This window comes from Pseudarthrobacter sp. ATCC 49987 (genome assembly GCF_009928425.1).
GTDB lineage: Bacteria > Actinomycetota > Actinomycetes > Actinomycetales > Micrococcaceae > Arthrobacter.
Genome location: NZ_JAABNS010000001.1, coordinates 1,046,729 through 1,066,277, shown reverse-complemented (window position 1 = coordinate 1,066,277; position 19,549 = coordinate 1,046,729). Strand labels below are relative to the sequence as shown.

Annotated in this window: 19 protein-coding genes and 1 pseudogene; 3 read left to right on the top strand and 17 right to left on the bottom strand. The window is 65.0% G+C overall.

The annotated features are described in order from the left end of the window. Nucleotides 1–291: 291 nt before the first annotated feature. Nucleotides 292–1,464, top strand: coding sequence for an AI-2E family transporter (locus tag GXK59_RS04975; RefSeq protein WP_160668998.1), 1,173 nt, complete (start codon nucleotides 292–294; stop codon nucleotides 1,462–1,464). A gap of 18 nt (nucleotides 1,465–1,482) precedes the next feature. On the opposite strand, the gene GXK59_RS04970 is transcribed toward GXK59_RS04975, so the two are convergent. Both GXK59_RS04970 and GXK59_RS04965 read right to left on the bottom strand, forming a co-directional pair. Next, complete coding sequence (locus GXK59_RS04970; RefSeq protein WP_160664865.1) at nucleotides 1,483–2,301, bottom strand: alpha/beta hydrolase; 819 nt, start codon at nucleotides 2,299–2,301, stop codon at nucleotides 1,483–1,485. 34 nt (nucleotides 2,302–2,335) lie between these two features. After that, on the bottom strand, nucleotides 2,336–2,689 hold the full coding sequence (locus GXK59_RS04965) for an ATP/GTP-binding protein (RefSeq protein ID WP_160664863.1): 354 nt from the start codon (nucleotides 2,687–2,689) through the stop codon (nucleotides 2,336–2,338). Nucleotides 2,690–2,748: 59 nt separating this feature from the next. Between GXK59_RS04965 and nucS the strand changes: the two genes are divergently transcribed. Then, complete coding sequence (gene nucS, locus GXK59_RS04960; RefSeq protein ID WP_160664861.1) at nucleotides 2,749–3,444, top strand: endonuclease NucS; 696 nt, start codon at nucleotides 2,749–2,751, stop codon at nucleotides 3,442–3,444. A 311-nt stretch (nucleotides 3,445–3,755) separates the two neighbouring features. Next, nucleotides 3,756–3,959 (top strand): cold-shock protein, encoded by a 204-nt coding sequence (locus tag GXK59_RS04955; protein ID WP_024365900.1) that lies wholly within the window; start codon nucleotides 3,756–3,758, stop codon nucleotides 3,957–3,959. A 118-nt stretch (nucleotides 3,960–4,077) separates the two neighbouring features. Here the strand turns inward: GXK59_RS04955 and GXK59_RS04950 are convergent. The 15 genes and pseudogenes from GXK59_RS04950 to GXK59_RS04880 all read right to left on the bottom strand — a co-directional run bounded on the left by GXK59_RS04950 (nucleotide 4,078) and on the right by GXK59_RS04880 (nucleotide 19,414). Next, nucleotides 4,078–6,581: pseudogene (locus GXK59_RS04950) on the bottom strand (bifunctional lysylphosphatidylglycerol flippase/synthetase MprF). Nucleotides 6,582–6,628: 47 nt separating this feature from the next. Then, entirely contained in the window at nucleotides 6,629–8,026 is a 1,398-nt protein-coding gene (locus GXK59_RS04945) for an alpha/beta hydrolase (protein WP_160664859.1), read from the bottom strand. A gap of 5 nt (nucleotides 8,027–8,031) precedes the next feature. After that, nucleotides 8,032–8,463: a DUF2550 domain-containing protein gene (locus GXK59_RS04940; protein WP_160664857.1), complete on the bottom strand. Its 432-nt coding sequence runs from the start codon at nucleotides 8,461–8,463 to the stop codon at nucleotides 8,032–8,034. Between the two features lie 10 nt (nucleotides 8,464–8,473). Further along, on the bottom strand, nucleotides 8,474–8,758 hold the full coding sequence (locus GXK59_RS04935; RefSeq protein ID WP_024366377.1) for a F0F1 ATP synthase subunit epsilon: 285 nt from the start codon (nucleotides 8,756–8,758) through the stop codon (nucleotides 8,474–8,476). 1 nt (nucleotide 8,759) lies between these two features. Then, nucleotides 8,760–10,214, bottom strand: a complete 1,455-nt coding sequence (gene atpD, locus GXK59_RS04930; RefSeq protein WP_160664855.1) for a F0F1 ATP synthase subunit beta — start codon at nucleotides 10,212–10,214, stop codon at nucleotides 8,760–8,762. A gap of 79 nt (nucleotides 10,215–10,293) precedes the next feature. Continuing rightward, entirely contained in the window at nucleotides 10,294–11,187 is an 894-nt protein-coding gene (locus tag GXK59_RS04925) for a F0F1 ATP synthase subunit gamma (RefSeq protein WP_160664853.1), read from the bottom strand. 76 nt (nucleotides 11,188–11,263) lie between these two features. Then, complete coding sequence (gene atpA / locus GXK59_RS04920; RefSeq protein WP_160668997.1) at nucleotides 11,264–12,901, bottom strand: F0F1 ATP synthase subunit alpha; 1,638 nt, start codon at nucleotides 12,899–12,901, stop codon at nucleotides 11,264–11,266. 87 nt (nucleotides 12,902–12,988) lie between these two features. Beyond that, nucleotides 12,989–13,813 carry a F0F1 ATP synthase subunit delta gene (locus GXK59_RS04915; protein WP_160664851.1) on the bottom strand — a complete coding sequence of 275 codons (825 nt, stop codon included), beginning with the start codon at nucleotides 13,811–13,813 and terminating at the stop codon, nucleotides 12,989–12,991. Continuing rightward, nucleotides 13,813–14,361, bottom strand: a complete 549-nt coding sequence (locus GXK59_RS04910; protein WP_160664850.1) for a F0F1 ATP synthase subunit B — start codon at nucleotides 14,359–14,361, stop codon at nucleotides 13,813–13,815. The genes GXK59_RS04915 and GXK59_RS04910 overlap by 1 nt, the downstream gene beginning before the upstream one ends. Before the next feature lie 55 nt (nucleotides 14,362–14,416). Next, nucleotides 14,417–14,620 carry an ATP synthase F0 subunit C gene (atpE, locus tag GXK59_RS04905; RefSeq protein ID WP_160664848.1) on the bottom strand — a complete coding sequence of 68 codons (204 nt, stop codon included), beginning with the start codon at nucleotides 14,618–14,620 and terminating at the stop codon, nucleotides 14,417–14,419. A 78-nt stretch (nucleotides 14,621–14,698) separates the two neighbouring features. Then, nucleotides 14,699–15,499: a F0F1 ATP synthase subunit A gene (atpB, locus tag GXK59_RS04900; RefSeq protein ID WP_160664846.1), complete on the bottom strand. Its 801-nt coding sequence runs from the start codon at nucleotides 15,497–15,499 to the stop codon at nucleotides 14,699–14,701. A gap of 91 nt (nucleotides 15,500–15,590) precedes the next feature. Then, nucleotides 15,591–15,920, bottom strand: a complete 330-nt coding sequence (locus GXK59_RS04895; RefSeq protein WP_160664844.1) for a hypothetical protein — start codon at nucleotides 15,918–15,920, stop codon at nucleotides 15,591–15,593. After that, entirely contained in the window at nucleotides 15,913–16,398 is a 486-nt protein-coding gene (locus GXK59_RS04890; RefSeq protein WP_160668996.1) for a hypothetical protein, read from the bottom strand. The genes GXK59_RS04895 and GXK59_RS04890 overlap by 8 nt, the downstream gene beginning before the upstream one ends. Nucleotides 16,399–16,520: 122 nt before the next feature. Next, entirely contained in the window at nucleotides 16,521–17,546 is a 1,026-nt protein-coding gene (locus GXK59_RS04885; protein ID WP_160664842.1) for an MraY family glycosyltransferase, read from the bottom strand. Beyond that, a complete protein-coding gene (locus GXK59_RS04880; RefSeq protein WP_160664840.1) occupies nucleotides 17,543–19,414 on the bottom strand; it encodes a nucleoside-diphosphate sugar epimerase/dehydratase in 1,872 nt (623 codons plus the stop codon). The genes GXK59_RS04885 and GXK59_RS04880 overlap by 4 nt, the downstream gene beginning before the upstream one ends. Nucleotides 19,415–19,549 lie beyond the last annotated feature (135 nt).

Here is a 19,549-nt window from a genome sequence, read left to right as displayed (position 1 = left end):
CACGGAGTCAGATCGGACGGTTTGTCAACGGCTCCGTCGGCACCCGCGGCAGCCGCCTGGGCGAGCTAAAACACGCCTGCTGATAGTGTTTGGCGTGATCATCACATGGGGGCCGCCACCGCGACTCCGCCGGGGTAATACAGAGGATAAAGGGCTTTCAACGCAGTGACTGGACACACGGACTCGTCCCCCTCAGGACCGGAAGAAAAGCAGGAATCCGGCAGCACGGTGGGAAGTCCGCAAGAGCACGCTTCCCCGCGCCGCGTAGCCCTTGCCGGAGTGCTGAACTCGATGGCGCACCGCCTGCGCCAGCCCCTCCCGGGGGCCCAGCCGCGGCTCCGCTTCGAGATGCCCCCGGAGCAGGTAGAGGACAGGACGGCGCCCGGGACCGAGGAGGGCACCCGCTTCGGCAATCCCGGCCCGCGGATGTCCTCCCAGCACCCCCTCTACGTGGGATTCATGGGGACCGTCGGCGTCGGCGTGGCACTGCTCGTGTACTGGATCGGCTCCAACACGACGCAACTTCTGCTCTGGATCGTGGCGGCGCTCTTCATCGCCCTGGGCCTGGACCCGGTGGTGCGCTGGCTTGAGGCGAAAAGGGTCCCCCGCGCCGCGGGAATTGTGATCGCCGTTGCCACCCTGGGCCTGGCCATTGCCGCATTCTTCGCCACGCTGATCCCGACAATCGTCCAGCAGGTCACCCAGATCGTCGAGGAGGCACCCCGCTGGGTCGCGGACTTCATCAACTCAGATTTCTTCCGCAGCATTGACAACCAGTACGGGGTGCGCGAACGCATCACCCAGGAGCTGGAGAAGTTCGTCAACAACCCGGAGGCGATGGGCGGGATCTTCGGCGGCGTCGTCGGGTTCGGCTCCACTGTGGCGAACGGCTTGTTCGGCGCGCTCATCGTGCTGGTGCTGAGCCTCTACTTCCTGGCCGCACTGCCGGCCATGAAGAAGTGGGGCTACCGGCTTGCTCCGCGGTCCCGCCGGGCCAGGGTCGAGGCCCTGTCCGAGGAAATTACCGGCTCGGTGGGCAACTACGTGATCGGCCAGGCCGTCGTCGCCCTGGTGAACGCCACCTTTGCGTTCATTGTGATGTCGATCGTGGGCGTCCCGTTCGCCGTGCTGCTGGCGTTCGTCGTGGCCCTGCTGGCCTTCATTCCCCTGGTCGGCGGCCTGATTGCCGGGGTCATCGTCACGCTGATTGCCCTCACGGCGGGCTGGCAGACGGCAGTGGTCTACGCCATCTGCTACTTCGCCTACCTGCAGTTCGAGGCCTACTTCATCTCCCCGCGCATCATGCAGAAGGCCGTCGCCGTGCCCGGCGCCGTCGCGGTCATCTCGGTGATCGCCGGCGGCAGCCTGCTCGGCGTCCTCGGCGCACTGATCGCCATCCCCACCGCCGCGGCCATCATGCTCCTGGTCAAGGAGATCTTCATCGTCCGCCAGGACAAGCACTAAACAGGAACTGGCGCGCCCTCAGGCGTGTGCCGTGGCCACCGGACCGGCCCACTCCTGGGGCAGTTCAGAACGCTCTGCGCCGGATCCGCCCGGCAGGCCGCCGGGCAGGACCTCCCCGACAATCTCGTTGAGCACCCGGCCGGCGTACTTCTCCCCCACCCACAGGTGCTTGGCTCCGTCCACGCCCACAACGCGGGCCTGGGGCACCACCGCAAAGCGCTCCGCGGCCTCGGCCGGCTGGAGGTAATCGTCAAGTTCGGGAACCAGGACCTTGAGCGGCTTGCCTGACGCCGCCCATTCCTTGAGGTGCACCCCGGTGGCCCGGTGCAGCGGCGGCGAGAGCAGGATCGCGCCCTCCACCTCGGAAGCCACCGGTTCCGACGCGCCGTACATCAGCGCGAGCTCGGTGCCGAAGGACCAGCCCACGAGCCAGCGGTTCGGCAGGCCCCGGTCCACGGCGAACTTCACGGCCGCCTCGACGTCCAGGCGTTCGCCGATTCCCTCCTCGAAGGCTCCCTCGCTGGTTCCGCGCGGCGAGCCGGTGCCCCTGGTGTTGAACCGGAGCACCGCGATTCCGGCCAGCGCGGGCAGCCGGTAGGAGGCTTTCCGGTAGACGTGCGAGTCCATGAACCCGCCGTGGGTCGGCAGGGGATGGAGGGTGATCAGGGTCGCCTTGATCCCGCCGGACTCCGGAAGCGCCAGCTCGCCGACCAGCCGGTGTCCGTCACTCGTGCGGAGCTCCACGTTCTCCCGGCGCGCCGGGAGAACGGTGGAGGCGCGGATCGGGGTCGGGGCGGAAGGCTGGCTGAAGACGTACGACGCCGGGTCAAAACTCATGCGTCCAGCTTAGCGAAAGCAGCCCGCGGAGCAGTCAGCGATACCGGTAGCTGCGCGAGGTCCAGCAGTTGCTGTGCCAGTGCCGCCGCTCAGCCAGCCCGGCGGCCGCGCCGAAAAGGTGGTCCTCGGACCACACCACGAGGTGCGCCACGCCAGGCAGCACCGCGGTCGAGCAGCCCGGACAGATGTAGGTTTTCTCCGCGCGGCTGGCGGTGACGGGCCGGACGGTCCACTCTCCGTCCGGCGCGCTCTCCCGTCGCGCATAGCCGGAGCGCGCGCGCTCCAGGTCCAGTTCGGGCACGGCACCGCCCTTTGCTCCCGGCTTGGCTGCCTTGCCTGAGGCTGCCCGTCCTGAGGTGGCTCGGCGGGGGCGGTTGGAACGCGGCATGGTTCCATTCTGCCCCAGTCCGGGTGTCTCCTGTCCCAGCAGGCGGTAGTGTTGACCGGGTGCGTTTAGTCATAGCCCGTTGCTCCGTTGATTATGTCGGCCGGCTCAAAGCCCATCTCCCGCTCGCCACCCGGCTCCTGCTGGTCAAGGCCGACGGTTCCGTTTTGGTCCATTCGGACGGCGGATCCTACAAGCCGTTGAACTGGATGAGCCCTCCGGCGTCCCTGCGGGTTTCGACCCCGGACGAGGTCGATGTCGAAATCGGCGTGGTCGAGCAGTGGACCGTCCAGTCCGCCAAGACCGATGACCGGCTGATCATCAACATCCATGAGCAACTGCACGATACCTCCCACGAGCTCGGCCAGGATCCCGGACTGATCAAGGACGGTGTGGAGGCGGACCTGCAGCGGCTGCTGGCCGACCAGATCGACCTCCTGGGCGCCGGGTTTTCCCTCATCCGCCGGGAGTACTTCACGGCCATCGGTCCGGTGGACATCCTGGCCAGGGACGCCAAGGGCGGCACCGTGGCCATCGAGCTCAAGCGCCGCGGTGACATCGACGGCGTGGAGCAGCTAACCCGCTACCTCGAGCTGCTCAACCGCGACCCGCTCCTGGCTCCGGTCCGGGGGATCTTCGCCGCCCAGCTGATCAAGCCCCAGGCCAGGGTCCTGGCCAAAGACCGCGGCATCGACTGCGTCACCCTCGACTACGACGCCATGCGGGGCGTCGACGACGTCGAATCCCGGCTCTTCTAAGCCGCCCCGCTCCCGCCGTTGAGCCTCCGCGGGCTGCCGGGAATGCGCCCCTGCCCGCGTTCATCGATTCTTTGTACAAAATTTATGGAATTGTGCGCCGGGCCCGTTGACCTGACGCAACTGGCATGAAATTCTTATACGAGTCTTTGTGTAGGTGTTTTTTCATGCTCGCAAGACATGTTGCGAGCGTGAAGCGCCTGCCGCCCAAGCCCGGTAATTCCGGTCCCACAGCCAAGGTTCTTCTCGCGGAGTGACCAAGTCCGGCACGAAGTGTGCCGGACTTAACCAATATCCATAATGAGGAGATATACATGGCACAGGGAACCGTCAAGTGGTTCAACGCTGAAAAGGGCTTCGGCTTCATCACCCCGGATGACTCCGATGGCGATGTCTTCGTTCACTACTCGGAGATCCAGACCGGTGGCTTCAAGACCCTCGACGAGAACGCTCGCGTTCAGTTCGAAATCGGCCAGGGCGCCAAGGGCCCCCAGGCTACCGGCGTGACGCTGGTCTAGTCCCCCGCAGCGGAACTGCCTGCGGCAGTCTCCGCGCAGAAATGATCCCCGGCTTTCGAGCCGGGGATCATTTTTTTGAATTGTTGGCCGGTAGGCCTGGTGGCCGGGCCGCCCGGCATTAGCGCACGAGGCTCCTGAGCAGCCGCGCACTTTGCCGCACGGACAAGCCGGGCAGGTAGGCCTGGCTCAGCGCCCGGCCCATGGCGGGCAGCTGCAGGGGATCCTGGTAATAGAGGTAGAGAGTCCGGTAGTCCGGCTTGAAGCGGGATTTGAAGGTTGCCAGCGAACGGAAGCCATACACGGGCTCGAGCGCTTTCCCGACGACGTCGAGGATCCTTGCCAGCGACTCGGATCCGGCCTCGTCGCCGGCCACCTCCGCCACCGTCGCCGTGTCCTTCGCCAGCGGCGATCCGGACAGGGAGATGACCTCCACCGAGCTGCGGAGCTCCTGCACCGCGGAAGCGATCAGGAATTCCATGACGCCGGGGAAGGCGTCCCCGCGCCTGCGCATGAAGTCCAGCGTCCAGCTCACCAGGCGCCCGTCCGTGTAGACAGGCAGCCAGCTGGTAACGCCCTGGACCTTCCCCTCGGCGTCCACGGCGAGGCAACAAAGCACCTCCTCGTCATCAAGCTCATCGATGCCCCCGAGGGTGAAGCCCATCTCCGGAATGGACTTCTGGGCGGCCCACTCCTCCGAGACCTCGCTCAGCTGGGCCCGTACGGCCGGCGCGAAGTCGCCGTAGGGCCCCACACCGCGTGCACCCCTGATTTCGCGGCCCGGTTCAGGGCGGTACGGACGTTCTGCCAGTCCTTGCCCTTGAACTCGAGAGAGCGCACGGCCAACCGGGTTTCCTGTGCCACCGCCACCCGCCGGAAACCTCGGTCCTTCAGCAGCGGCCACAGCTCGTCCGTGCAGGAATAGAAGCCGGGAATGAGGGCATGCTCGGCGCAGTAACGGATGAAGCCCGCTGCGGTCTCCTCGTGGAAAGCCGCGGGGCCGAAGGGGCCGGCCATCGTCAGCGCGACATTGCCGTGCTGCTGGTAGGCCACTCCCCCGCGGCCCTCCGGCGCGAACCAGTACCTGTTGGGCTCCCACAGCGCCATCCAGGACAGGGAGTCCCCGCCCTGGCGGATCAGGCTGCGGGCGACGTCGCGGTCCCCCGCCCCGGCGTCGGTGCGGTGCAGCCGGCGCTGCAGGACGAGCCAGACGGCGGCCAGCGCGACCGCCCAGAAGACAATCCCGGAGGTGGCGAAGAGGAAGGCTTCCACGGGGTCGCGGCCCTGGAAGATGCGGCTGTAGATTCCGGGGATGGGAAGCGGCAGGTACTGGCGGGAGAGTTCGGCGGCCAGGCCCAGCAGGCCGCCGTCGCGGTCCATGCCGCCGGCGGCCAGCCAGACTCCGGTGTAGCAGGAAGCCAGCACGAGCCAGGTGCCGCCGACAACCACCGCGAGGGCCCCGCGTGCCCGGGGACTCGTTTCGACGCGGAACTGGCGGCGGTTTGCCGCGAGCAGGACGACGAGCACGAGCGGAACAACCACGAGGGGCAGCACGTGGACAAATCCCGACCCCATCACACCGGTGCGCGGCCGGCCCGTGTACTGCGGAATCCGTGCGAACAGGGACAGATAGACGGCCGCCATGGCCGTCACGCCGAGCTGGAGGATGATCGCGATCCGCAGGGCCAGCCGGCGGCCGTGGCGCATGCCGTCAGCGCAGATGAGCAGCAGTACTACAGGTACCACCGCCAGTGCGAGGCCCAGCGGCCCCGCAAAGCCGGGCCGGCCGGCCTCGAGGCAGGTGACGTCGATGGTGCCGCCGCAGTATTGTTCCAGCTGGTTCAGCGTGGGCAAGGGATTCAGGACGACGTCGCGCAGCAGCGCCAGCGGCCCGGTGGGAGTCCGGACGGTGGCAGTCAGGATCGGTCCCACTGCGAAGATCGCCACGGTGAGGGCGAGCAGGTTGCGGGTTTCGCGTCCGGTGGAGCGGTGGCGGTGCAGGGTTCCCTTGTCGCCCTGGATCCACCAGCCCGCCGCCAGTCCCGCCAGTGCACCGGAGAACCCGACGACGGTCTCCGCATGCCCCACGTACAGCACAAGCATGAGGGAAATGGAGACCACGGCGGTCCGCAGCCGCCGTTGCCACAGCGTGGGCAGCAGCGCGCTGGACGCCAGTGAGACGGCCAGGACGGCCGCGTACGGACCCATAAGCCGGGCATCCACCATCCGGCCGAGCCATCCGTCGTCGGCATACCGGGCGAGTTGCGTCAGCAGCAGGAACAGCGTTACTGCGGCGAACTGGCCGGCGAAATAGAACACCGCCGTGCGTCTGGTACCCAGCTGCCGCTCGGCGAGGCCCAGCAGCAACAGGATCATCAGTACGGCTGAGGCGTACGCCAGCAGGTTGGTGGCGAAGAACATCGAGCTGAACATCGACCACCAGTGGCCGGCCCGCAGCCCCGGGGCACTGACGGAGGCCACATCCAGCAGCGCTTCAGGCGGCCCGGCGAGGAAGCTTCCGGTGGCCGCGCCGGTGATGAGGAAGGCTGCGAGGACGGTGAGGGTGAAGGGTATGGCCCGCAGGTGGCCCAGCGACTGCCGCAGGCCCTGGCGGCCGAGGCCCAGGAGGGATGCGACGCCGGACCCCCGTCGCTGTGCCGTTTCCGCCTGGCTCACTGGGTGATCCCCCAGCGGGACGCCAGGAAGTCGAGGCCGCCGGGAAGCCCTTTGGACCCGGTCTCCCAGGAGTGCCCGGCGCCCGGTATCCGGCGGGTCTCCACAGTGAACCCGGCGGCGCGCGCGGCCCCGGACAGAAGGTCCATGTAGCCGATGAATTCGGGGTCCCGCTCGCCGGCACCAAAGTAGATGGCGCGCCCGTCAAAGCGGTGGTCCCGCATGAGCCGCAGCGGAGTCTGGCGGTCAAAGGCTTCGGTGTCACCGCCAAAGGAGGCTGCAATGGTCTTGTCCCGCTCCTTGGCGAGGGCGGGCTCCTTCTCGCTCGAGAAGGCAAGGGCAGAGCTGTAGACGTCCGGATGACGGGTCACCATCTGCATCGCACAGGTAGCGCCGAAGGAGAATCCGCCGGCCGCCCACTGCCTGGGGTCGGGGTCCACGTCCAGTGTCTGGTTGATCCAGGCCGGCACGTCCACGGCCAGGAATGTGTCGGCCCGGGCGATCCTGCTGTCCATGCAGAGGGTGTTGCCCGCGGCGGAACCGTTGGGGTCCACAACGACCACCACCGGAGCCACGCCGTGGTGCGCTGCCGCGTACCGGTCCATCCGGCTGCGCAGTGCACCCCCGGTGAGCCAGTCCGCGGGGGCGCCGGGCTGGCCGGCGAGAAGGACCAGGACCGGCAGGGCCGGCCGGGGCGTGGCCCGGTACGCCGGCGGCAGATAGATGTAGGCCTCGCGGCTCTGGAAGCCCGAGGCGGTGCCGGGGATTCCGGCGCGCCGCAGCACACCGCCGTCGGGCATTTCCGCGGGCGGGTTCCACTCGGACAGGCGGAGGCCTGCTGCGGCCCCAGGGACCCGCTTCAGCCCGTCTTCCAGCGGCTTGATCCGCGCCACGGCGGTTCCGGTCAGGTCGCTCACCGTGTGGTTGAGGCCAAAGTAGCCGTTGATCTGGACGGCGGAGAGCAGGAGGACGCCGAGCAGGGCGGCCGTGGACGCCGCCGTCGTGCGCACGGGGTGCCGGCCGCCCTCCTGCCCGGCGGGCAGGGATCCAGGCGTGCGGGGGCCGGCGGGCCGCCAGGCCCTCCACAGGAGCACGATCCACAGCAGCAGCGCCGTGACCGCGGGCAGGGACCAGGCCAGGACCTCGGCCGGAAGTTCACCGGGGAAGACCGAGAAGACATAGATCATCAGCCAGTGGGCACCGGCAAGCAGCGCGGCGGCACCCAGGACGCAGGCGGCGAAGGGAAGCAGGAGGGCCAGCCAGCGTGGGGCGGTGGTGCGGCGGGCGCGGTGCCATCCTCCCTGCCAGAGGAAGTAGGCCACGCCGGCAGCGCCGGCAGCCCAGGAAAACCAGAGCACCGGCCCATCGACAAGCCGGAGGTCTTCGACGAAGTCCACCGGGGCTAGCGCCAGGTGCCGACGCCGATGACCGGCCCGGCCTCAAGCCAGGAGGAAAGTCCGGTATAGGCGTCGAACCTCATTGCGAGCAGGACGTCCTGCCCCTCGTACCGGAGCTCGACGATAACGGCTTCGGGCTGGACTTTGACGAGCTCGGATTCAGTGGGCTTGTGCCGGCCGATCAGCTCAAGCGAACTGCGGCGGAAGGTGTGCTTCGGCCGCATGCTCAGCGAGGCAAGGCGGAACCACTCGAGGTCGTTGTCCTGATAACGACAAACCCCCATCTGCCAGCTGTTTCCAGCCGTGCAAATGGAGGCGTCCACCGTGCCCAGGGCGCGCCGCAGATTGAAGCGGCGCACCCCGGAAAGGCACAGTGCAAATACCAGCAACGCAAAGACCGTTGCCAGGACGATGAACGGAAAAACTGTATCGTTCATCAAGGTCGTGCTAGCGGATCCCCGCAGTAGCCGCGTCGCCCATTTGGGCGTTGTCAGCAACAATGACGACCCGGTTGTTGTCGACGGAGAAGAACCCGCCGTCGACAACTACTGCAATACGGTCCCCGGAGACCGGCTGGATGGCCAGCTCACCTTCGGCCAGAATCGCCAGCAGGGGCGAGTGGCCGGGCAGGATTCCGATTTCACCATCGCTGGTGCGGGCCTTGACCATCGTGGCCGCTCCGGACCACACGAAGTGGTCCGCTGCGACAATCTCAACCTCAAGCTCAGCCATATTACTTGGTCTGTTCCTGGATCTTGGCCCACTGGCGCTCGACGTCATCCAGGCCGCCGACGTTGAAGAACGCCTGCTCTGCAATGTGGTCCAGCTCGCCGTCGCAGATCGCGGTGAAGCCTTCAATGGTGTCCTTGATGGAGACCGTTGAGCCTTCAACGCCCGTGAACTGCTTGGCGGTGTAGGTGTTCTGCGAGAGGAACTGCTGGATACGGCGTGCACGCGACACGACGATCTTGTCCTCTTCAGAGAGCTCGTCAACGCCAAGGATGGCGATGATGTCCTGGAGTTCCTTGTTCTTCTGCAGGATCTGCTTGACGCGGACGGCCGTGTTGTAGTGGGCCTGACCGATGTACTGCGGATCCAGGATGCGGGACGTCGACGTCAGCGGGTCAACGGCCGGGTACAGACCACGGGAAGCGATTTCACGGGAAAGTTCCGTGGTCGCGTCGAGGTGTGCGAAGGTCGTGGCCGGGGCCGGGTCGGTGTAGTCATCTGCGGGAACGTAGATGGCCTGCATCGAGGTGATCGAGTGGCCCTTGGTGGACGTGATGCGCTCCTGGAGGAGGCCCATCTCGTCAGCCAGGTTGGGCTGGTAGCCCACGGCCGACGGCATGCGGCCGAGGAGGGTGGAAACCTCGGAGCCTGCCTGGGTGAAGCGGAAGATGTTGTCGATGAAGAGCAGCACGTCCTGGTTCTGCACATCGCGGAAGTACTCCGCCATTGTGAGCGCAGACAGGGCGACCCTCAACCGCGTTCCCGGCGGCTCATCCATCTGGCCGAAGACAAGGGCGGTGTCCTTGAGGACGCCGGCCTCTTCCATTTCAACCCAGAGGTCGTTGCCTTCACGGGTACGCTCGCCGACACCGGCGAACACCGAGGTGCCACCGAAGTTGCGGGCAACACGGGTGATCATTTCCTGGATCAGCACGGTCTTGCCGACGCCGGCACCACCGAACAGGCCGATCTTGCCACCCTTGATGTACGGGGTGAGAAGGTCGATGACCTTGATGCCGGTTTCCATCATCTCGGTGGAACCCTCAAGCGTCGCGAAAGCGGGAGCCTTGCGGTGGATGGGCCAGCGCTCGGTGATCTCGAGTTCCGACTCAGCCACGTCCAGCGGCTGTCCGAGGACGTTGAAGATGTGTCCCTTGACGACGTCGCCGACAGGAACGGAGATGGGGGCACCCGAGTCCACCACAGCGGTACCGCGGACAAGTCCGTCGGTCGCCTGCAGGGAGATGGCGCGAATGACGTTGTCGCCGAGGTGCAGGGCAACCTCGAACGTGATCGTCTTGGTCTCACCGTTGAGAGTAATCTCGGTGGTGAGTGCGTTGTAAATCGAGGGGATTGCGTCAGCCGGGAATTCGACGTCGACAACCGGGCCAATAACACGTGCAATACGGCCGGTAGCACCGGTCGTCGCGGCTACGTGTTCGGTAGCAGTGGCAGTCATCTCTCTCACTTCACTCAGTAGATGGCGTTGGGGTTAAGTTTACTTTGGTGCAGGTACAGCTGGATCCAAGCTCGGGAGGCTAGGACGCGTTCAACGCGTCGGCACCGGCCACGATTTCGGAAAGCTCCTGCGTAATTTCAGCCTGGCGGGCAGTGTTGCGCAGACGCGTGAACTTCTTGATGAGATCCGTGGCATTGTCGCCGGCGGACTTCATTGCCCGCTGGCGGGCAGCAAGCTCCGAAGCTGCTGCCTGCAGCATCGCGGCGAAGATACGTGATTCGATGTAGCGCGGCAGCAGAGCGTCGAGAACCTGCTCCGTTTCCGGCTCGAATTCGTAGAGCGGCAGGAGGTCCGATTCGGACGCAGCCTGCTCTTCGACAACCTCAAGCGGGAGAAGACGGACAACCGTCGGCTCCTGCGTGACCATGGACTTGAAGCGGGTGTAGACGACGTGGATTTCGTCGACGCCTCCCTCTGCGTAGTCCGTCGCAAAGTCAGCCAGCAAGGCCTCGCCGATTTCCTGTGCCGTGGCAAACTCCGGCGCATCCGTGCCGCCGGTCCAGACACGCCCGTAAGGACGGTTCCGGAAGTCGAAGTATGCCTGCGCCTTGCGGCCGACCAGGTACATCTTGACTTCCTTGCCCTCCTCGACGAGCAGCTCGTTGAGGCCTTCCGCCTGCTTGAGCACGCTCGCGGAGTACGAACCTGCAAGGCCACGGTCCGAGGTGATAACCAGGACGGCGGCCCGGCGGATCTGCTCCGGCTCGGTGGTCAGCGGGTGGTCGATTTCGCTCTGGCTTGCGACAGCAGAAACGGCACGCGTGATGGCGTTTGCGTAAGGCAGTGAAGCTGCTACGCGTGCTCGGGCCTTGCCGATGCGCGAGGTAGCGATCAGTTCCATCGCCTTGAAGATCTTGCGCATCGACGTCGTCGAGCTGATCTTCTGGCGGTAGACCCGGATCTGGGCTCCCATACTTATCCTTTCCTAAGATCCCGATGGCCGGGACTGCCGGAACCCGGTGGGGTTCCGGCAGTCCCTGCCAGCGAAACTAGCGCTTCTGCTTGACGATTTTTTCCTGGTCGACCTGTGCCTCGTCGATGGGGGCGTGTTCTTCGTGCCCCGCACCAACCAGGAGGTTGTCTCCCTCGCCGAAGAAGCCCTTCTTGAAGTCCACGATCGCGGTCTTCAGTGCTTCTGCAGTGTCATCGCTCATGACGTTGGTCTGGGCCAGCGTCGTCAGGATGGAGGACTTGTGCTTGAGGTGGTCCAGGAACTCGGTCTCGAAGCGGTTGATGTCCTCAACCGGAACGTCGTCGAGGTACCCGTTGGTGCCGGCCCAGATGGAGACGACCTGGTTCTCAACCGGGAAGGGTGAGTACTGGCCCTGCTTGAGCAGTTCCATCAGGCGCGCACCACGGGTCAGCTGCTGGCGCGATGCGGCGTCGAGGTCCGACGCGAACATTGCGAACGCCTGCATGTCGCGGTACTGGGCCAGTTCCAGCTTCAAGGTACCGGAGACCTTCTTCATGGACTTGACCTGGGCGGCGCCACCAACGCGGGAAACGGAGACACCCACATCGACAGCCGGACGCTGGTTGGCGTTGAAGAGATCCGACTGCAGGAAGATCTGTCCATCGGTAATGGAGATCACGTTGGTCGGGATGTAGGCGGAGACGTCGTTTGCCTTGGTCTCGATGAGCGGCAGGCCGGTCATCGAACCTGCACCGAGCTCGTCGGAGAGCTTGGCACAACGCTCCAGCAGGCGGGAGTGCAAGTAGAAGACGTCGCCCGGGTAGGCTTCGCGTCCCGGCGGGCGGCGGGGCAGCAGTGACACTGCACGGTAGGCCTCGGCCTGCTTGGAGAGGTCGTCAAACACGATGAGGACGTGCTTGCCGCCGTACATCCAGTGCTGGCCGATCGCCGAACCGGCGTACGGTGCCAGGTACTTGAAGCCTGCGGGGTCGGACGCGGGGGAAGCCACGATGGTCGTGTATTCCAGTGCGCCGTTGTCCTCAAGGGTCTGGCGGACAGCCGCGATCGTCGAAGCCTTCTGGCCGATGGCCACATAGATGCAGCGCACCTGCTTGTTGACATCGCCGGAAGCCCAGTTGGCCTTCTGGTTGATGATCGTGTCGATCGCGATTGCCGACTTGCCGGTCTGGCGGTCACCAATGATCAGCTGACGCTGGCCGCGGCCGATCGGGATCATGGCGTCGATAGCCTTGAGGCCGGTCTGCATCGGTTCGTGGACCGACTTGCGCTGGGTCACGCCGGGCGCCTGGAGTTCCAGTGCACGGGTGGTCTCGGCTTTGATCTCGCCGAGGTCATCAATGGGCTCGCCCAGCGGGTCGACAACGCGGCCGAGGAAGGCGTCGCCCACCGGTACGGACAGAACCTGTCCGGTGCGGTGAACTTCCTGGCCTTCTTCGATTCCGGTGAAGTCACCGAGGATGATGACGCCGATTTCGCGGACGTCGAGGTTCTGGGCGAGGCCCAGCGTGCCGTCTTCGAAGCGAAGCAGCTCGTTCGCCATGACCGAGGGAAGGCCCTCAACACGGGCGATGCCGTCACCTGCGGTTGTTACACGGCCGACCTCTACGCGCTCTGCGTTTCCGGGTTCGTAGGACGCCGCGAACTCGTTCAACGCAATACGGACGTCGTCGGCGTTGATGGTCAATTCGGCCATCTGCAGTCCCTGCTCTCCTGTTTTCGTGATCATCGTTGCTCACGATGACCGGGGTTTCGTTTCGTTTAGTTGTGCTGGTCCGGCTGGTTAGGCAAGCTGGCGGTGAAGCTGGCCCAGGCGGGCGAGGACCGAAGCGTCTACCACTTCGTCACCGACCTGGACCCGGACGCCACCGATCAGTTCCGGGTCAACGTTCATGTTGATCTTGAGCTCACGTCCGTAGAGGGCGTTCAGCCCCGTCTGCAGGCGGCTGGTCTGCGTCTCCGTCAGCGGACGGGTGACGCTGACCGTTGCAATCCAGCGCTGCTGGCGCTTGGCTGCAAGCTCCGCGAAACGACGGACGAGCTTGGTCACCTTGAGGCCGCGGGGCTGCGAAACTGCCTGTCCGATAAGGACCTTCGCTTCCTCGCTGGCACTGGGTACCAGCTTTTCGGCGAGGACAACCTTTGCGGCCTGGCTCGCCTGCGGCTCGGACACAGCACGCTGTACCTCGTGGTTGGAATCGACAGCCTGGTTGAAGGAGAACAGATCGTTCTCCAGCGCTTCCAGCCCGCTGATACCTGAGGCAGAGACGGCAGACTTGTTCTCAGCAACGGCAATTACCACCGAAGCGGCAAGAGTCTCGAGTGCATCGCCGATATCCCGGGCGGACGCCCAGCGCGAGCTGGCCAGTCCGCTCGCGATTTCCACAGCGTCCGCGGAGACTTTCCCGCCGAAGAGCTGCTTGATAAGCGCCGACTTCTCGTCACCGCTGCGGGACGGGTCAGTCAGGGCGCGGCGCAAGCCAGCCGAGCTGTCCACCGTTCCCAGGATTCCGAAGAGTTCCTTAGCCAACTGCAGCGAGGCGAAAGGAAGCTTGGCTTCCAGCGCCACCAAGGCCGCGGTGAGCGATTCGCTCGATACACCTGCCATTACTTAGCTGCACCTGCGTTCTGGTTCTCCAGATCTGCCAGGAAGCGGTCAACCACACGGGCCGAGCGCGCGTCGTCCTCGAGGGACTCGCCAACGATGCGGCCTGCCAGCGTAGTGGCCAGCGTGCCAACCTCCGCGCGGAGCGACACAACGGCCGCCTGGCGCTCGGACTGGATGGCCGCGTGAGCCTGCGCCGTGATGCGGGCAGACTCTGCAGCTGCCTTCTCCTTCAGGTCCGCAAGGATCTGGGCGCCTTCGGCACGTGCTTCCTCGCGGATGCGGTTGGCCTCGGCACGGGCATCAGTGAGCTGCTGCTTGTATTCTTCGAGTGCAGCGGAAGCCTCTGCCTGGGCCTTTTCGGCTTTGGCAATGCCGCCCTCAATGGCCTCGGCACGCTCTGCGAAGGTCTTCTCGAACATCGGGACAACGTACTTGACCACGATGTACATGAGGACAGCAAAGCCGGCGAAGACGACGCCCATTTCCCAGGGATTGGGAACCAAAGGCGACTGGCCTTCAACGGCGGCTGAGATGATCAGCTGATTCATAATTCACCCGTCCTTTTCTACTCGGTTCTGGATGTTCGCTGAGTTCTAAGAACGACTAGAGAACGAACGCGAAGACCAGGCCGAGGATGGCGAGAGCTTCAGTCAGCGCGAGGCCGAGGAATGCGATCGGCTGGAGCACACGCTGTGCTTCCGGCTGGCGTGCGACGCCGTTGATGTAAGCGGCGAAGACGAGACCAACACCGATACCACCGCCGATTGCAGACAGACCGTAACCTACGAGGTTGAGATTGCCGTTCATATTTCTTCCTTTCAAGATGCCGTCTGTGCGGCAGGTTGTTTGGGTTGCTTCATCCCACGAGGGGAAGTTTGTGGGTGCCTAGTGGCTGTCCGCGTGCAGTGCGCCTTCGATGTAGATGGCGGTCAGCAGGGTAAACACATAGGCCTGCAGGACCATGATCAGCGCTTCCAGCATGTACATGGCAATGGCGCCGCCAAGGACAAGGATCGAGGTGCCCTTGAGCAGGAGGTTCTCCTGCGTGACCAGGTACTCAATGCCGGAACCGGCGATCATCACGATCAGGTGGCCGGCCAGCATGGTCGCGAACAGACGGAGGCTGTGCGTGACCGGGCGGACCAGGAAGTTGGAAATGATCTCGATCGGAATCACAATCGGAAGAATGTAGCCCGGGACTCCGGTGGGCACGGTGGCCAGCTTGAAGTACTTCAGGCCGTTCTTCTTGACGCCGATGACGATCCAGGTGACGTACACGATCGCGGCCATCACGTAGGCGCCGCCGACATGCGAGAAGGTGGGGAGCTGGATCACCGGAATGGCGCCGTAGATGTTGTTCACCAGGATGAAGAAGAACAAGCTAAACAGCAGCGGGACGTACTTCATGAAGTCTTTGCCGCCGATGATGTCCTTGGCGATGCCGTTGCGGACGAAGCCGTATGCGGCTTCACCTGCAAACTGCAGCCTGCCGGGGACGAGCTGACCCTTGCGGGCAGCCATCAGAAAGAATGTGGCGATAATAACGACCGAAAGGATAACCAGCAGCATCTGCTTGGAGAATCCTTCGGCCGCCCCCCACGGCAGGATTGCCGGCAGGTGCATTTCTTCAATTCCAGGAGGCGTAAAAGGTCCTGAATCTTGGGCCGGGAGCGCAAGCGCGATCAACGCGTTTCCTCTCTGCAGTGTCCATCATTGGGCGTTGGTCGGGGAAAGTCGACGTTGCTGTCAGAAACTCCCCGTGTGAAATTATTTGGCATTACTGATCCTCGTCCTTGGACGAGCCACGTGCAGCAGTGTCCCCGCCAGCCGAATTACGCGAACTGGTGAGGCCGTGCATATGAGAAAGATAGAACCCTCCCGCGGCTCCAAGCAGGGCGCCTGCGAGCACAATCCAGCGGGTTCCCCACAGATTATCCAGACCCCACCCTATCAAACTCCAGACCATGATTCCGCCAACAATGTAGCTGAAGACGGCGATCCCGGCGTTGTATCCGCCGTCGCGTCCGTTGTCCGAAACACCGGGGGCACCGGCGGTTCTTTTAGGGGTAACGGGCTTGTCCGTGTGGCGCTCTTTGCGGCTAAACATCGGTGCCGCCTTCCGGGGTGTCGGGGTCGTTGTAGATCTGCAGCCGCGCGGTGCTGAAACCGTAGATCTCGGCTGCCTGCCAGAGGACCACAGTCACGACGGCGCCTGCCAGGAACCAGCCCCGGGAAAGCCAGTCAGGGGTACCGATGGCGAAAAGCACCACGGCAAATCCGACCACCTTGATGAAGTAGGTTGCGGCGAAGAGACCGATGGCGCCCGACGGGTTGTTACGTCCGGCGAAGTGGCCGATCATCAGGCTGATGGCGAAGAAGGCCACAACAAGGGCGCCGCCGAAGATCCAGGAGAGAGCAGCGGCCATACCGGAAATGAGCAGAGCCACCAGGGCTACCAGCAGCAGCGCGCCGCCGCTGACGGCCGAACATATCCCCAGTAAGCGCAGCCACAGGGACTTTGTGGGACCGGAGACACCAACGGGTCCGTTGCCGGACAGGGGTCCGGGATCGGCGTTGGAGGTCATGGGATCCCAATCGTCGTGGGTGCGGGTGCTGGTCAGAAGTCGCGGCGTCAACCCGCACCTGAATTCTACACGAGATAGAACACGGCGCCGGCCGGTTGCGCGCCTGGTGCCGGCGTGCAGCCTTAGGATACGGGCGCCCGGGTGACTTTGTGACGCCGTCGGAAGTGCCGGATCAGGTCCGGGGACGCCAGGTAGAGCGCCAGCACGCCGAGGCTTCCGGCGACGCAGAGCACCACAGTGGGCAGGGCTGCCGTGGCGGCGATGAATCCAAGAACGATCACGGCTGCCGTGCACGCTGCGACGGTTCCGGCCGACTGCAGGTGCGAGAAGCCGACGTCGGTCAGCCGCTGGTAGACGTGCTCGCGGTGGGACGCGTACCACCGTTCGCCCGCGTTGATCCTGCGCAGCAGTGTATAGCCGGTGTCGGCAACGTAGACCAGGATCGGCGAGAGGACGTATTCAACATAGACACCGCTCAGGAACCCTGCCACCGCAAGGGCCGCCACCGAGGCGCCGAGCAGGTAGCTGCCGACGTCGCCCAGGAAAACGGAACCCCTGGACAGGTTCCACGGCAGGAAGCCCAGAAAGGCCATGGCCAGCACGGCACCTCCCGCAGTGAGCCACGGCTGGTCGGCCAGCACTCCGGCGACCCCGTAGGCGGCACCCGCGAGGACTCCGTGGAAACTGGAAATACCGTTGACGCCGTCCATGAAGTTGGCAATGTTGATGTAGGCCGCAATCGCCAGCGCGGCAAGCGGCAGCCACCAGAAGGACTGGCCGGTGAGGACAATCAGCGCCGCGGAACCGGCGGCACCGATCCCCAGCTGCGCGGCGGCGCGGCCACGGATGGACAGACCCCGGAGATCTTCGATCCAGCCGACGGCCGCGCTCGCGACGATGACCGCAAGGACCACGGCGAAGACTGACCGGTCCACCGTCACCGCCCCCAGGAGGACGGCGGCCACGTATCCGACGGCGGTGGCAACCGACACAGCCACCCCCATGCCGCGAATGGTGGTCCGGCCGTGGGAGGACCTGGCCGACGGAACATCGACCACACCCATCTTCACCAGCCACGGCTTGACGGCAAACGGAAGCAGGACGCTCGCGAGCAGGGTGACGCCGGCAGTGAGGAGGACGGGCATCATGACGCGGCCCTGATGCTCTCGCCCGGTTCATCGGCTTCGTCGTCGGGGATGGACGCGATATCGATCCCCTGTTCGGCCTCGCAGCGGGCCAGCCAGACATCGAGGTTCAGCCCGGCCGGGTCCTGTTCGTGGGCCCGCGTGTGCGAAATCTTGGGGTGGAGAGGCCGTTCGTCGAGCTCACCGGTTCCGACGAGCTCCTCGTGTAGCTTCTCGCCGGGCCGCAGCCCGGTGTAGACGATCTCGACCTTCTTGCCGGACATCGCGATCATACGCTGGGCGACGTCAAGGATCTTGACCGGCTCCCCCATGTCCAGGATCATGACTTCGCCGCCGCGGCCGATCGCGCCGGCCTGGATGACCAGCTGGCACGCCTCCGGGATCGTCATGAAGAACCGCGTGACCTCGGGGTCGGTGACCGTGACCGGACCGCCAACCCGGATCTGTTCCGTGAAGAGCGGCAGCATCGACCCGCGGCTGCCCATCACGTTGCCGAACCGGACGGAGACGAATTTCCGGCCGGTGTGGCGGGCCATCCAGGCCGTCAGCTTTTCCGCGACGCGTTTGGAATGTCCCAGGGCCGTCGTCGGGTTGGCCGCCTTGTCCGTGGAGATGTTCACGAAGTGTGACACGCCCGTGCGCTCCGCCGCGCGCAAAACGTTGAGGGTGCCCAGGACGTTGGTCTTCCAGGCCTCGATCGGATACTGCTGCAGCAGCGGCGCGTGTTTGAGGGCTGCAGCGTGGAACACCACTTCAGGGCAGCGGTCCGCGAAGATCTCCTGGAGAGCTGCGGCGTCCCGGATATTAGCCAGCACGGTGTCGCGCCCCGCGAGTAGCCCCCGGCCGGTGATGGAGATCTGGGTGTGCTGAAGGCCGGTTTCGTCGTGGTCCAGCATGATCAGCTCGGCGGGCGAGAACTCAGTGATCTGCCGGCACAGCTCGGAACCGATGGAGCCGCCGGCCCCTGTGACCAGGACGCGCTTGCCCTTGATGTAGCCGGCAATCTCATCAACCTTGATGTCGACCGGGCGCCGTCCGATCAGGTCCTCGACCGCCACATCGCGGAAATCGGAGAAGCCCTGGGGCGCGCCGCCGCCGAGCATGTCCCGCAACGGGGGCAGGACCAGCACCCTGACATTCATTCCGACGACGGCGTCGGAAATCCGCCGGACCACGGAAGCCTCGACGTTGGCGAAGGCCAGCACCAGCACCGTGGCGCGGGTACGCCGGATGATGGCCGGCAGGTCGTCGCCCCGGCCAAGGACCTGGACCCCGGTGAGCCGCAGGTGCTTCTTGGTCGGATCGTCGTCGATCAGCCCGACCGGGAAATACGGCGAGTCTGCGTCCTGCAGCATGCGCGTCAGCAGGGAGTTGCCGAGGAAGCCTGCGCCGTAGATCAGGGTGTTCTGGGCGCCGTCGCCGGGACGGTTCTTGCCCTCGACATAGAGCCTTTTGGCGTACCGGGCAGCTCCCATAAAGAGGCAGGCGAACGGGAAGGCGATGAGTCCGACGCTGCGGCCGATCCCGATGGCCTCATAGAGCACCAGCAGGCTCACTGTGATGGAGGCGGCCGCAATCACGGTGACGATGACGAGGGCCTTGGCCTCCTGGAAGCTGCCGAAGGGATACCTGCCGCGGTACAGTCCCAGGCCATAGCCGGCCACGGCCTGCACCACGATGGCAATGGCCATGATGACCATGGCACTGACAAGCTGCTCTTCCCGGATACCCATTTCGTAGCGCAGCAGCAGGGCCAGGACGATCGCCACGACCCACGACATCGAGTCGAGAATGAGCTGGATCCAGATCCAGAGCGGAGGCTTCTTCTCGTCCAGTGCGCCAGGTTCGTGCGCTTCAGATTTCGTAGTCAACAGAGATTGCAACCGACTTCCACTACCACGGCGGCCATGCGCCTGTTTCAAAAATTGCCAGCCGTACAACGGCCGGACAGTACCCGGGTCTCCCTCGATACTAATCGCTACCGCGCGGGAAACCGGGGTCCTTAC